The following is a 13,696-nucleotide window of genomic DNA, read 5'->3' on the forward strand; positions in this document are numbered from 1 at the left end:
GCATAAAAGTCGTACAATCGGCGGGCGATAAACTCTTGCCCAACCGACACGATGACCAACCAAGCTTCCCCCGACGCCGTCGTCCAGCGCCAGCTCGACGCCTACAACGCCCGCGACATCGACGCCCTGCTCGCCACCTACGCGCCCGACGCGCGCCAGTACGGCCATCCCGCCACCTTGATCGCCAGTGGCCACGCCGAAATGCGCGAGCGCATGGCGGGCCGCCTGGCCGAGCCGAACCTGCATGCGCGCCTGCGCCAGCGCGTGGTCATGGGCAACATCGTGATCGACCATGAGGAAGTCACCCGCACGTTCCCGGAAGGCACGGGCAAGGTCGACATGGTGGCGATCTACGAAGTGGTGGATGGCCTGATCCAGACCGCCTCGGTCCAGGTGAGCAACAAGCGGCTGGACGCGGCATGATGCGCGCGCCGATCGCCGCCCTCCTGCTAGCGCTGGCCGGCGCCGGCCACGCCGCCGAACTGACGCCGGCCGAGCAGCGCATCGTCGCCGAAGTGAAGGCGCAATCGGCCGACGCCCTCGCCCTGCTCGAACGCAGCGTGAACATCAACAGCGGCACCATGAACCCGGCCGGCGTGCGCGCGGTGGGCGACCTGTTCCGCAAGGAATTCGACCAGCTCGGCTTCCGCACCCGCTGGATCGACATGCCGCCGGCAATGCGCCGCGCCGGCCACCTGCTGGCCACCCGCGAGGGCGGCCAGGGCAAGCGCGTGCTGCTGCTCGGCCACCTCGACACCGTGTTCGAAGCCGACAGCCCGGTGCAGAAATGGGCGCGCGACGGCGACCGCGTGCGCGGCCAGGGCGTCAGCGACATGAAGGGCGGCGACGTGGTGGTGATCCAGGCGCTGCGGGCCCTCCAGCGCGCCGGCGTGCTCGACGGCGCGCGCATCACCGTGCTGTTCACCGGCGACGAGGAAAACGCCGGCGACCCGAAATCGGTGTCGCGCGGGGACCTGGTCGAGCTGGCCAAGCGCAGCGACGTCGCGCTCAGCTTCGAGGGCACGATCCCCACCGCCGACGGCCGCGCCACCGGCACCGTCGGGCGGCGCGCCTCGTCGGGCTTCGAACTCGAAGTCACCGGCAAGCAAGGCCACTCGTCCGGAATTTTCAGCGCCGGCTCCGGCTACGGCGCGGTGTACGAAGCGGCGCGCATCCTCGACGGCTTCCGCCAGCAGGTGATCGAGCCCGGCCTGACCTTCAATCCCGGCGTCATCCTGGGCGGCACCGACGTCGGCTATGACGCGGCGATGTCGCGCGGCACCGCGTTCGGCAAGACCAACGTGATCGCCAACCGCGTCATCGTCAAGGGCGACCTGCGCTACCTCGACTACGCCCAGCGCGACCGCGCCCACGCCAAAATGCGCGCGATCGTCGCGCAGAGCCTGCCCGGTGCCGGCGCCAGCGTGCGCTTCACCGAATCGTATCCGCCGATGGCCGTCACCCCGGGCAACCTGAAGCTGCTGGATCTGTACTCGCAGGCCAGCGCCGACGCCGGCCTGGGCCTGGTCGACGCGGTGCCGGCCGAGGCGCGCGGCGCCGGCGACGTGCAGTTCGCGGCGCCGTATGTCGACAGCCTGGACGGGCTGGGCGCGAGCGGACGCGGCATGCACTCGCCGGAGGAAGACCTCGATCCCGCCTCGGTCGAGCGGGCCGCGATCCGCACCGCACTGCTGCTGTACCGCCTGACCCGCTAGCGCGCGCCGCCCACCATCGCGGCGCGTAAAATCCGACAGTAAAAGGTCGTCGGGGAGGCTGTGATGCTGATCGATTGCGCGCGCAAGTTGCTGTTGATAGCCACGCTGCTGCTCGCGGCCTGCGGCGGCGGCGGTGGCGGCTCCGGCGTGACCGGGCCGGACGCACCCGCACCGCCGGCCCCGGCGCCGACGCCGCTCACCTTGTCGCTGAGCACCTTCGTCAGCGGCCTCGACAGCCCGATATTCATGGTATCGCCGCCCGGCGACCCGCGCCAGTTCATCGTCGAGCGGGCCGGCCGCATCCGCATCCGCCAGAACGGCGCGGTACTGGCCATTCCCTTCCTCGACATGAGCGCCAGGGTGACCGTGGCCGGCGAAGGCGGCCTGCTGTCGATGGCCTTCGACCCTCAGTTCGCCAGCAACGGCCGCTTCTACGTGTATTACACCGACGCCGCCACCAACATCATCGTCGAGCGGCGCACCGTCTCGGGCAACCCCAACCTGGCTGATTCAACCTCGGCGCTGGAAATCCTGCGCATCGCGCACCCGAATTTCACCAACCACGTCGGCGGCCTGCTGGCGTTCGGTCCGGACGGCTACCTGTACCTGGGCACCGGCGACGGCGGCAGCGCGGGCGATCCGCCGCGCAACGCCCAGAATCTCGGCAGCGCGCTCGGCAAGCTGCTGCGCATCGACGTCAGCGGAGCGACGGCCGGCGCCCCGTATGCCATTCCGCCATCCAACCCGTTCGCCGGCCAGGCCGGGAAGCGCGCCGAAATCTGGGCCTACGGCCTGCGCAACCCATGGCGCTTCGCGTTCGACGCCGGCCAGCTGTACATCGCCGACGTCGGCCAGGGGCAGCGCGAGGAGGTCGACATCAGCGCGGCGACGCTGGCGGGCCTGAACTGCGGCTGGAACGTCTTCGAAGGCGCGATCTGCTACAACGCGACCACCTGCAGCAGCGCCGGCCTGACCGCGCCGGCGTTCGACTATGACCATGGCGCGGGCGCCTGCGCGATCATCGGTGGCTACGTCTACCGCGGCAAGGCGATTCCGGAACTGGCCGGACGCTACTTCTACTCCGACTACTGCAGCGGCTTCCTGAAAAGCGTGCTGTATTCGAGCGCCGGCGTGTCCGAGCAGACCAATTGGCCGGTGGCCAGGATCGGCAACGTCGTCTCGTTCGGGACCGACGCCGATGGCGAGCTGTATGTGATCGCGGCCAACGGCACGATCTACAAAATCGTTCGGGCCGGCGGATGACGAGGTAAAATCGCTGCCATGGCACGCTTACACCTCGACTTCCCCGAAGACCAATACGTCTACTCCACGCCCATGACGGTCCGCGTTACGGACATCAACGGCGCCAACCACCTCGGCAACGACTCGATGATCTCGATGATCTCCGAGGCGCGCGCGCGCTTCCTGTTCGAATTCGGCGTCCCCGAAACGGAGCGCGACGGCAGCGGCATCATCGTCACCGACCTGGCCACGACCTACCGCGCCGAAGCGCACGCGCACGACCAGCTGCTGTTCGAGGTCGGCGTCATGGACTTCAACAAGTACGGCGGCGATATCACCTTCCGCATCACCCGGCCGCGCGACAAGAAACTGATCGCCATGGCCAAATCCGGCTTCGTCTTCTTCAACTACAAGGCCGGCCAGGTGGTCGCCATGACCGACGACTTCCGCTCCAAGTTCCCCCGCGTGAACTGGCTCGATTAGCCCCGTCCAAAAATAGTTGGAACTTTTCGGCGTGCAGATGGGAATACCATTGAGAGCCACGCCATGACGACCACTACCGACCCTTCCGACACCGAACTGCTGCGCCAGGCGCGCGCGGGCGCTGCCGCCTCCTTCGAGGCGCTGTACCTGCGCCACCAGGGCCCGCTGTTCCGCTACTGCGTGCTGCGCTGCGGCTCGTCCGACGCCGCCGCCGACATCGTCCAGGAAGTGTTCATGGGCCTGCTCACCGGCAGCCTGCGCTTCGATCCGCTGCGCGGCGCGCTGCAAAACTTCCTGTTCGGCGTCGCGCGCAACCTGGCGATGAAGCAGGACCGCGCGGTCGCCGCGCCCGACGACGAGGACGACACCGCCGCCGGCGAGGACGCCGAACCTTTGTACCGCATGCTGTGCGACGAGCAGGCCGCCGACGTGCGGCGCGCGCTGGCGCAGCTGCCGCCCCATTACCGCGACGTGCTGATCCTGTTCGAGATGCACGACCGCTCCTATAGCGAGATCGCCGCCATTTGCGGCATCGACATCGGCACCGTCCGGTCGCGCCTGTCGCGCGGACGCGCCGCCCTGGCCAGGCGCCTGGGCGCCCACCGACCCGCCATGCATACCGCCGCCTGAGAGGCCCGCCATGAACGATACCGACACCCGCGACACCGCCCTTCCCTCCCCGTTCGACGCATTGCGCGCCGAGATGGCCGGCCTCGATGCGCCGCGCGGCGTGCGCAAGGAGCTGATGGCCGCATTCGCCGCACATCACAAGCCGCGCCGCTGGTACGCGATCGCGCCGTGGCGCATCGCCGGCGTCTTCGGCACGGCGGCCGCCGTGCTGCTGGCGGTGCTGGCGGTGCCGCGCGCGCCGTTCCAGCCGGCGAGCGACGACAGCGCCTTCATCGCCCTCGACTCTTACGAGCGCATCACCCACGACCCGGCGCCGCGCATGCTCGAAACCACCGTGCCGCGCTCTTCGCTGGCCGCGCTGGGCGTGGCGGTCAATCCGGAAAACGCCGGCGACATGGTGAAGGCCGAAATGCTGATCGGCTTCGACGGCCATCCACTGGCGCTGCGCCTGGCGTCCGAATAACACCCACCCAACCAAGAGGAACGACATGAAACGCACTAACTTCATTCTGGCCGCACTGCTATCCACGCTGTTTGTCCCTGCCCTTGCCGCCGAATCCGAGGGCGAGCGACAAGAGAATCGGGTCGTCGCCCGCGAAGTGCGCGAGGTGCGGGCTTTCGACGCCAACGCCTTTGCCGGTATAGGCATGCGCTTCGCCGGCAGGCCGGTAAAGAACCTGCCGTACACCGCGGAGGTCATCACCGAGCGCGTGCAGAACCTCGCCGACGGCAACCAGATCACCCACAAGACCACCTCGATGACCTACCGCGACGGCGCCGGCCGCACGCGCCAGGAGATGCGCGACCCCAAGGGCGAAGTGCGCCACATCACGATCCACGATCCGGTCAGCGGCACGACCTACATCCTCAACCCGCGCGAGAAGACGGCGACGCAGATCGCGCCGAACAAGCAGCTGAACGCCGCTGCGGCCGAAGCGGCGCGCGCCCGCATCGAAGCGCTGCGCAAGGAAGGCAAGCTGCCGGAGATGAGGGAGCGCCGCGAGATCATCATTCGCCATGCCGGCGACCAGGGCGACGACGTCAAGATCGAGATCGACAAGGCGGAACGGATGAAGATCGAGGGGCGCCACCATATGCTGCTCGCACCTGGCGGCGACCTCCAGGTTCGTCTCGGCGCATTGGCCGGCGCCTTCGGTGATTCGAAATGGTCGTCCAAGGCGACCACGAAGGACCTTGGCACGCGCGACATCGACGGCATCAAGGCCGAAGGCAAGATGCGCAGCTACGAGATTCCGGCCGGTGAGGTGGGCAACCGCAACGCGATCGTGGTGTCGGACGAGACCTGGTTCTCGCCGGAGCTGCAGGTGACGGTGCTGACGAAGCACAGCGACCCGCGCACGGGGGACAACATCTATCGCCTCGGCAGCATCAAGCGCGAAGAGCCGGCCGCGTCGCTGTTCGCGGTGCCGTCCGACTATGCGGTCAAGGACGTGATGGCGAACGTGCAGCGCCGCATCGAGAAGAAGGCGCAGTAAACCATGTTGGGGTCTGGTCCCGCGGACCTGACCCCATTTGCATCAGCCGCGGCGGCGGATGCCGAACTTCTCCTTGAACCAGTCGTCGATCATGCGCTTCTCGTAGCGCAGCGGCTCGCCGTCGAAATACGGATTGCTGCGGTCCATGTACATCATGTCGCGCAGCTGGTCCTCGCCGCTGTTGATCACCTGGCCGTTCGACTCGACGCTGTACCTGATCACCATGCGCGGCCAGTCGGCCCCGCCGCGCAGCACGCGGATGTCGTTGCCCATCCGGCCATGCCGCATCTGGCCAGCCAGGTCCAGGTCGAGCACCTCGATGCGCAGATCCTGCCCCGGCGGCAGCTTGCGCCCCAGCAGCGCAAAGTGGTCGCCCAGCTCTTTCAGGACTTGCTCGCGATCCCACGGCGAAAACGGCATGTCCCGGAATTCTTCGGGATGGTTAAACGTCACCGTCACGCCGGCCGACGCGCCGCCCGCCGCCAACGCTAACAGGCCCGCCAGGGCCACGCTCTTGAATGTGGTGCTCATGTCCGATTCCTTCACTCGCTGTGGAGGGATTCCCCCGACTGCAAATATACGCCGATTCCGCCCGCGCGTTTGTTCCTGACAACGCAGGTTTGTATCGAAATGTTAAGCCGCGCACGGGCGGATTCTGCGAACCGTTCCAGAATGGCGAAAAGGAGGAGCGCCATGCCGGAAGGACCATCGATCGTCATCCTGAAAGAAGAAACCGCCCGCTTCGAGGGCCAGCACATCGTCAGCGCCAAGGGCAATACCACCGCGGTCGACCCGGCCGGGCTGGTCGGACAGCCGATCCTGTCGCTGCGCTCGTTCGGCAAGCAGTTCATCATCGAACTGCCGGAAATCGTGCTGCGGGTCCACTTCATGCTGTTCGGCAGCTATCGCATCGACGAGGAGAAGGACCGCCCGCCGCGCCTGGCGCTGGGCATGGAAGACGGCGGCGCGATCAATTTCTACGGCTGCTCGATCAAGGAAGTCGATCCGGACCTGGACGCGGTGTACGACTGGAGCGCCGACGTGATGTCCGACACCTGGAGCGCGGCCAGGGCGCTGAAGAAGCTGCGCGCCGCGCCCGATACGCTGGCCTGCGACGCCCTGCTGGACCAGACCATTTTCGCCGGCGTCGGCAACATCATCAAGAACGAGGTGCTGTTCCGCATCCGGGTGCATCCGCTGTCGACGGTCGGCGCGCTGCCGCCGGCCAAGCTGCGTCAGCTGGTGGCCGAAGCGCGCAACTACAGCTTCGATTTCCTCGAATGGAAGAAGGCCTTCGTGCTGCGCCAGCACTGGCTGGCGCACAAGAAAGTCACCTGTCCGCGCTGCGACATCCCCTTCAAAAAGGCCCACCTCGGGCACACCAAGCGCCGCAGCTTCTTTTGCGAACGTTGCCAGAAGCGCTATCCCGCAGCCTAGGGCCTGTTGTGACCCGGAATCCAATTTAACAATGTTTGTTGTTATCAGGCATTTCTCATACTACAATCGTCGCAAAGCCTGCTATTAAGCAATGTAATCTTGTTGCATTGACATCCTACGGTATCGGAATTCGCCCCATGTCTTTTCTGTCGTCCGCCGCGCCCAAGCTCGCCCCATGGAAAGTCCTGCTCGTCGACGACGAACCCGATATCCATGACGTCACCAAGCTGACGCTGTCGCGCTTCCGGCTCGACGACCGCGCCCTGACCTTCCTGCACGCCTACAGCGGCGCCGAAGCCAAGGAAATCCTGGCGCGCGAGACCGACATCGCGCTGGTGTTCCTCGACGTGGTGATGGAGAAGGAAGACAGCGGCCTGGAAGTGGCGCGCTGGATGCGCAAGGACCAGGACAACCAGTTCACCCGCATCGTGCTGCGCACCGGCCAGCCGGGCCAGGCGCCGGAAGAGCGCGTGATCGTCGACTACGACATCAACGACTACAAGGAAAAGACCGAGCTCGATCGCACCAAGCTGTTCACGACGACGTTCGCAGCGCTGCGCGCCTACCGCGACATCATGAAGGTCGAGGACGCGCGCCGCGCCCAGCACAATTATCGCGAAGGCCTCGAGCGCGTGATCGCCGCCTCGGCCCACATTTTCCAGCAGCGTAACCTGAAGGACTTCGCCAGCGGCCTGCTGCAGCAAGTCGTCGCGCTGCTGCGCCTCGAGCAGAGCATGCTGCTGCGCCTGTCCGGCGCCAGCCTGATCACGGGCGAGACCGAATACGAAGTGCTGGCGAAAATCGGCGACATCGACGGCGACGTCATTTCGCCGGAGCTGATCGCCCAGCTGGACGACGCGCGCCGCAACCGCATCTCGCGCCTGCACGGCGACACCTACGTCGGCTTCTTCCCCAACAGCAGCGGCAAGGCCTCGCTGCTGGTGCTCAAGGGCGTCGAAGAGATCTCGGACATCGACGCGCAGCTGCTCGAAGTGTTCTGCTCCGGCGTCGCCATCGCCTTCGACAACATCCTGCTGAACCAGGAGATCACCGATACCCAGGCCGAACTGATCCTGCGCCTGGGCGACGTGGTGGAATCGCGCTCGCACGAAGCGGGCAACCACGTGCGCCGCATGTCGCAGGTGTGCCATTTGCTGGCGCAGGCGTCGGGCATGAGCGACGACGAAACTGCGGTGCTGATGCACGCGGCGCCGATGCACGACATCGGCAAGATCGCCACTCCCGATTCGGTGCTGCTCAAGCCGGGCAAGCTCGATGAAGGCGAGTGGGAGATCATGAAGCAGCATCCGAACGTCGGGCTGTCGATCCTGGACGGCTCGTCGCGCCCGATCCTCAAGGCCGCCGCGGTGATCGCGCACCAGCACCACGAAAAATTCGACGGCACCGGCTACCCGCAAGGCTTGAAGGGTCACGACATCCACCTGTACGCGCGCATCGTCGCGGTCGCCGACGTGTTCGACGCGCTGTGCCACAAGCGCTGCTACAAGGAGGCGTGGCCGATCGACCAGGTCACCGGCCACCTGCGCGAAGTCGCGGGGCGCCATCTCGATCCGAAGTTCGTCGAGCTGCTGATTGCGAATATCGACAAGGCGGTGGACATCAACCGCCGCTGGCCGGATTAGGGATACGCCGCGGACCAATTGCCGGGGTCAGGTCCGTCGGACCTGACCCCGGTTTTGTCGGAGCCGCGTAACGAAGGAACAGCTTCGTTTACGCCGCGCGCCGCTCCTTGCGCCGGCTGCGCGGAAACCGCAGGTGATACTTCAGCCCCTGCCCAGGCGCGCTCTCCACCTTCACCGTCCCGCCCAGCGACCCGGTCACCAGGTTGAACAGGATGTGCGCACCCAGACCGCTGCCGCCGCTGCCGCGCCGCGTGGTGAAGAAGGGATCGAACAGCTTGGCCAGCGTGTCGGCATCCATGCCGGCGCCGTCGTCGGCGTAGTCGAACACCACCATGTCGTCGTCCTCCAGCGCCGCGCGAATCGCGATCGACCCGGGCCGCCCATCCTCGAAGCCGTGCACCAGCGAATTCATCACCATGTTGGTGACGATCTGCGACACCGCGCCGGGGAAGCTCTCCATCAGGATCTCGGCCGGGCAGTCGATCTCCACCTTCACCGGCCGGCCCTTGAGCTTCGGCTGCAGCGACAGCAGCACTTCGTGCAGGTAGGTCCTCAGGTTGAAATTGCGGATGTCGTCGGACGACTGGTCCACCGCCACCTGCTTGAAGCTGCGCACCAGCGCCGCCGCGCGCTGCGTGTTGGTGGTCATGATGCGCAGCGACTGGTCGACGATGTCGAGGAAGGAGTCCAGGCTCTCGGCGGTCATGACGCCGGCCGCCAGGTCCTCGCGCGTGAGCTTGAGTTCCTGCACCAGGTGGCTGGTCGCGGTCACGCAGATGCCCAGCGGCGTGTTGATCTCGTGCGCCACGCCGGCCACCAGGCGGCCCAGCGACGCCAGCTTCTCCTGGCGCACCAGCTCCGACTGCGCTTCCTGCAGCGCCGCGTTCTTCTGCTCGAGCGCCGCGGTGCGCTCGTGCACCGCCTTCTCCAGCCGGTCCATGCTTTGCAGGCCTTGCAGCGCGTTCGACACGTGGTTCGCCAGCAGCGCGAACAGCGCCTGGTCTTCTTCGCTGAAAGTGTGATCCGGCGTATAGCTCTGGATGACGATGGCGCCCAGCGCCTGGTGCTGCTGGTCGAGCAGCGCGCAGCCCATCCACTGTTCGGCGGTGCTGCCGATGCCCCAGCCGACGCGCTCGGGATGAGCGACGGGGTCGTCCCCCGCCGACATGAACAGGTTCTTGCGGTTCAGGATCACCCACGCCGTCGGCGACTGGTTGGGCGACGCGAGCGTGATGACTTTGTCGGGGTCGATGGTCTCGTCCACCTCGTCGACGAAGTAGACGAAGCGCACGCCGCCTTCGTCGTTCTCCTTGAGCGCGACGTAGAAGTTGGCGGCATACATGATGCGCCCGAGCGAACGGTGCACGGCGCGGATGAATTCGGTGATATCGCTGCAGGTGGTGGACATCTGCCCCAGTTCGAGCAGCATCGCCTGCACAGTCTCCAGTCGATTGAGACGGCTTTCTTCCATCGTGATCCTCTTGTTAGTGCATCGGGGAAATATTAGCAGTTCCCCGGCCGGATCGGCTCCGGCCGTTTAACAAAAGGACGGAAAGTGTGGCTTTTAGGCGCGCGGCGCCGGGAAATCCTTCTCGACCCAGTCCGAGGCGCTCGACGGCGACAGCTTGAAGTCCGGCCTCACCTTGACCTGGGCGATGCGCTCGCCCATCTCGTCGGTGGCGGACAGCAGCGCGTACGGATGCTCGTCGTCCGGGATGATGTCCAGCGTGACCTTCAGCTCGCCGCCGTTGGCAAACACGATGACGCTCTTGTGCAGCTGCGCGTGCAGCTGCTGCTCGTGGCGCCGCAGCACTTCGGCCGCGGTCTTGACCAGCGTGTTGAAGGCGTTGGTGTCGAGCGGCTTCGGGTTCTTCTTGTCGCGGCCCATGGTCCAGGGGCCGACCAGCGCCGGCTCCGGCTCGCCGTCCTTGATCATCGCCACCGCCCAGCCCTCGTCGTCCTCATTCTTGATGACCTTCGCGGTCCAGCCGTTGCCCTTCCACAGGCGCGGTTCCTGCACCGGTTCGTCGTCGTCCGGCTGGTGTTCTTCTGCGTGGTCGTTCATGTGTGCGCTTTCAAATTCTCAAGGCGCCATTCTACAGCTACGGGGTCAGGTCCGGCGGACCTGACCGCATCTTTGCGCGCCGCACAAATGGAAAACCCGCGGCGCACCGCGCAATTCATCGCCCCTTTGGCCGCGCCCGACCCGCCGAAATTGCAGTCTGTCGCAATCCGATGGCTCGCCCCGGGCCGCATCGCTACAGTGCATGCATACCCACTCGAATCGTTCACCACACAAAGAGGCCCTGGCATGAAAAAAATCGCCCCCTTCGTCATCCTGTTCCTGTTCGCCCTGCTGGCCTGGAATTTGTTCGGACATGGATCCGGCATGACCTTCGACATCGACGGCGAGGAGGTCGGCGGCCCGCTCGGCGCCGTGCTGGGACTGCTGTTCGCCGGCGGCGGCATGATCATCGCGGCGCTGGTGATGCTGTTCGTCGGGGCGGTGCTGGCAGTGGTGTTCGCCGGCGTCGGCGTGATCGTGGTGTTCGCCCTCGCGCTGGCCGCGCTGGTGGTCGCCGCCGCGATCTCGCCGCTGCTGCTGCCGATCCTGATCCCGGTCGCGATTATCTGGTTCTTCATGGGCCGTTCGCGCCGCAACCGCCTCAAGGCGCAGACCGTTTAAGCGCGCTTCAAATGCCTTCGATCAGGCGCATCGCGAACACGATCGGCAGGCCGGAGGCGATCACCCGGCGCGCCGCGGCGCCGTGGTCGTAAGGCACCCGGAAGTAGGACAGCTCGCGCGTGACATCGTCGTACAAGGCGTAGCACGCGCTGCAGTTGCCGTCGCGCGGCTGGCCCACGGCGCCCGGGATGACCAGGTGCTGGTGCTGCGGCTTGATCGCGATGCGGGCGCCCGGCGCCGGCGTATGGCTGCCCATGCGGCCGTCGTCGGCGCGGCGAAACAGCGAGGGCTTGTGCACGTGGCCCGAGAACACCATCTTGCAATGCGTGGCGCGCAGGCTGCGCTCGGCCTCTTCGATGCCGGTGACGTATTCCCACTTGATCGGATCGGAAGCGCTGGCGTGCACGAACAGCATGTTGCCGCGTTCCTCGGTCAGCGGCAGCGCGCCCAGGAAGGCCATCTGCTCGGCGTTCAGCTGGCCGCGCGTCCATTCGATCACCTCGCGCGCCTCGGCGTGCATCTGCGGGCGCGTCTCGCGCGTGACCGAGTAGTCGTGGTTGCCCTGCACCGCCACCGCGCCGCGCGCGACGTACTGCATCACCGTGTCCACCACCCATGCCGGATCGGCGCCGTAGCCGACGAAGTCGCCGGTGAACGCGTACTGGTCGGCTTTTTGCTGCTCGGCGTGCGCCAGGCAGGCGCTCATCGCTTCGCGATTGGCGTGCAGGTCGGTGAGGAGGGCGAGGCGCATGGAGGGCGTGGCATACGGTGATGGCGCCGCGGCGCAACAACGCCATGGCTGGGGCTGAATCATACCACGGCGGCGGCGCCGGCCGGCCGCGACAGCCCGCTTTGATCGACCACCTCTAACTCGACAATCCCGGCAATCGTGTGCCGCCGCCGAGAGAACGCTGGCATATTGAAGGGAGTGCGAAACGCCTCCGTGCGCGACGTTCTTATTCGATTTCCTCGCTACATTTCCATACGGGAGTGATCATGCGGACAATCAATCTATTGCTGGCCCTGCTGGTGGCCGCGCTGATGACAGCATGCGGCGGCAGCCACAGCGACAGCGATCAGCCAAAGCGCAATCACTACAGTGCACAGGTGACCTTCGGCGACAGTCTGTCCGACGTCGGTACCTACGCGGTCGGCGCGGTGGCCGCGGCGCGCGGCGGCAAGTACACCATCAACGGCGACAACACCGCAATCAATCCCACCCTCACCGGCAAGAACTGGACCGAAGTCATCGCCGCGCAACTGGGCCTGCCGGCTCCCTGCGCCGCGCAGACCGGACTCGACGGCGACGCCAGCCTGGGCTTCTCGGTGCCGGTCACCGACCATCCCGGCTGCTTCGGCTATGCCCAGGGCGGCGCGCGCGTGAACAATCCCGTCGGCCCGCGCAACAAGCTGACCGGCTCGCCGCTGGGGCAGCTCACCGTGCCGGTGGCGACGCAGATCGCCAACCACCTGGCGCGCTCCGGCGGCAAATTCAAGGGTGACGAACTGGTGTTCGTGTCGGGGGGCGGCAACGATGCCCTGTCCCTGCTCGACCAGCTCGCGGCCGATGCCGCCGCGGCCGGCCAGGCGGCGGGCGCCGCGAAGTTCGGCAGCTCGCTGACGGCGCAGCTTGCGGCCGGCGCCAGCGATCCCGCGGCGGCGGCGGCGGCGATCGGCGCGGCGCTGCGGGCCGAAGCCGCGCGCCCCGGTCACACCGACGCCAGCGTGGTGCAGGCCGCGGTGGCGGAAGCGGCGCGGCAGCCGGGCAACGCCGCGGTCGCCGATCCCGCCGTTTACGGCCCGATGGTGGCGCAGGCGCAGGTGGACGCGCAGGCCGCGGGCGCCGCGGCGGGCGCGCAATATGCCGCCGACCATGGACCGGCGCTGGTCGCCGCGATGGGCGGCGCCGGCGCCGAGCTGGCCGCGCTGGTGAACAACCAGCTGGTCGGCAAGGGCGCCAACTTCGTCGTGCTCGGCAACCTGGGCGACCTCGCCAATACCCCGTCGTCGCTGGCCCAGCCGGCATCGGTGCAGGAGCTGATCAAGGCGATGGTCGCCGCCTTCAACGAGCAGCTCAAGAACGGCGTCGCCGGCCAGCCGAAGGTGCTGCTGGCCGACGCGTTCGCGTTCACCCACGACCAGGCGCTCACTCCGGCCTCCTACGGCCTGACCAATATCACCACGCCGGCCTGCGGTCCGAATGCGCTGCAGGGGTATTCGCTGGCCTGCAACGGCAGCAACCTTATCGCCGGCGATGTCAGCCACTACCTGTTCGCCGACAGCGTCCATCCGACGCCGTTCGAGAACGCGCTGTTCGCCCGCTTCATGCAAGTCAGGATGATCGAGCGCGGCTGGTTCTAGCCA

At 66.8% G+C, this 13,696-nt stretch carries 15 protein-coding genes; 11 read left to right on the top strand and 4 right to left on the bottom strand.

Annotated elements, in window-relative coordinates; all coding sequences use genetic code 11:
- Window positions 1-51 precede the first annotated feature (51 nt).
- The 7 genes from AC1D02_RS17260 to AC1D02_RS17290 all read left to right on the top strand — a co-directional run bounded on the left by AC1D02_RS17260 (window position 52) and on the right by AC1D02_RS17290 (window position 5,566).
- Entirely contained in the window at window positions 52-423 is a 372-nt protein-coding gene (locus AC1D02_RS17260; protein ID WP_477319083.1) for a nuclear transport factor 2 family protein, read from the top strand.
- Window positions 420-1,715 (top strand): M20/M25/M40 family metallo-hydrolase, encoded by a 1,296-nt coding sequence (locus AC1D02_RS17265; protein WP_477319085.1) that lies wholly within the window; start codon window positions 420-422, stop codon window positions 1,713-1,715. The genes AC1D02_RS17260 and AC1D02_RS17265 overlap by 4 nt, the downstream gene beginning before the upstream one ends.
- Before the next feature lie 63 nt (window positions 1,716-1,778).
- The gene (locus tag AC1D02_RS17270) at window positions 1,779-2,978 is read left to right on the top strand and encodes a PQQ-dependent sugar dehydrogenase (RefSeq protein ID WP_477319087.1); all 1,200 of its coding nucleotides are present in this window, start codon (window positions 1,779-1,781) and stop codon (window positions 2,976-2,978) included.
- 18 nt (window positions 2,979-2,996) lie between these two features.
- The gene (locus AC1D02_RS17275) at window positions 2,997-3,440 is read left to right on the top strand and encodes a thioesterase family protein (protein ID WP_477319089.1); all 444 of its coding nucleotides are present in this window, start codon (window positions 2,997-2,999) and stop codon (window positions 3,438-3,440) included.
- Between the two features lie 63 nt (window positions 3,441-3,503).
- The gene (locus tag AC1D02_RS17280) at window positions 3,504-4,070 is read left to right on the top strand and encodes an RNA polymerase sigma factor (protein WP_477319091.1); all 567 of its coding nucleotides are present in this window, start codon (window positions 3,504-3,506) and stop codon (window positions 4,068-4,070) included.
- A 10-nt stretch (window positions 4,071-4,080) separates the two neighbouring features.
- On the top strand, window positions 4,081-4,533 hold the full coding sequence (locus AC1D02_RS17285) for a hypothetical protein (RefSeq protein WP_477319093.1): 453 nt from the start codon (window positions 4,081-4,083) through the stop codon (window positions 4,531-4,533).
- A gap of 25 nt (window positions 4,534-4,558) precedes the next feature.
- Window positions 4,559-5,566, top strand: a complete 1,008-nt coding sequence (locus AC1D02_RS17290; protein ID WP_477319095.1) for a hypothetical protein — start codon at window positions 4,559-4,561, stop codon at window positions 5,564-5,566.
- Between the two features lie 42 nt (window positions 5,567-5,608).
- Here the strand turns inward: AC1D02_RS17290 and AC1D02_RS17295 are convergent, their stop codons facing one another.
- Window positions 5,609-6,097, bottom strand: a complete 489-nt coding sequence (locus tag AC1D02_RS17295) for a DUF3016 domain-containing protein (protein WP_477319097.1) — start codon at window positions 6,095-6,097, stop codon at window positions 5,609-5,611.
- 162 nt (window positions 6,098-6,259) lie between these two features.
- Between AC1D02_RS17295 and AC1D02_RS17300 the strand changes: the two genes are divergently transcribed.
- Window positions 6,260-7,003: a DNA-formamidopyrimidine glycosylase family protein gene (locus AC1D02_RS17300; protein WP_477319099.1), complete on the top strand. Its 744-nt coding sequence runs from the start codon at window positions 6,260-6,262 to the stop codon at window positions 7,001-7,003.
- A gap of 137 nt (window positions 7,004-7,140) precedes the next feature.
- Window positions 7,141-8,646 carry a DUF3369 domain-containing protein gene (locus tag AC1D02_RS17305; RefSeq protein ID WP_477319101.1) on the top strand — a complete coding sequence of 502 codons (1,506 nt, stop codon included), beginning with the start codon at window positions 7,141-7,143 and terminating at the stop codon, window positions 8,644-8,646.
- 88 nt (window positions 8,647-8,734) lie between these two features.
- Here AC1D02_RS17305 and AC1D02_RS17310 read toward each other — a convergent pair whose 3' ends face one another.
- Window positions 8,735-10,117: a GAF domain-containing sensor histidine kinase gene (locus tag AC1D02_RS17310; protein ID WP_477319103.1), complete on the bottom strand. Its 1,383-nt coding sequence runs from the start codon at window positions 10,115-10,117 to the stop codon at window positions 8,735-8,737.
- Between the two features lie 93 nt (window positions 10,118-10,210).
- Window positions 10,211-10,711: a hypothetical protein gene (locus AC1D02_RS17315; protein ID WP_477319105.1), complete on the bottom strand. Its 501-nt coding sequence runs from the start codon at window positions 10,709-10,711 to the stop codon at window positions 10,211-10,213.
- A gap of 246 nt (window positions 10,712-10,957) precedes the next feature.
- On the opposite strand from AC1D02_RS17315, the gene AC1D02_RS17320 reads away from it, so the two are divergent.
- Window positions 10,958-11,332 (top strand): hypothetical protein, encoded by a 375-nt coding sequence (locus AC1D02_RS17320; protein WP_477319107.1) that lies wholly within the window; start codon window positions 10,958-10,960, stop codon window positions 11,330-11,332.
- A 7-nt stretch (window positions 11,333-11,339) separates the two neighbouring features.
- Here AC1D02_RS17320 and AC1D02_RS17325 read toward each other — a convergent pair whose 3' ends face one another.
- Complete coding sequence (locus AC1D02_RS17325; RefSeq protein WP_477319109.1) at window positions 11,340-12,083, bottom strand: metallophosphoesterase family protein; 744 nt, start codon at window positions 12,081-12,083, stop codon at window positions 11,340-11,342.
- A gap of 245 nt (window positions 12,084-12,328) precedes the next feature.
- Between AC1D02_RS17325 and AC1D02_RS17330 the strand changes: the two genes are divergently transcribed.
- On the top strand, window positions 12,329-13,693 hold the full coding sequence (locus AC1D02_RS17330; protein WP_477319111.1) for an SGNH/GDSL hydrolase family protein: 1,365 nt from the start codon (window positions 12,329-12,331) through the stop codon (window positions 13,691-13,693).
- The last annotated feature ends 3 nt before the right edge of the window (window positions 13,694-13,696 follow it).

The organism is Massilia sp. P1_C10 (assembly GCF_056406475.1).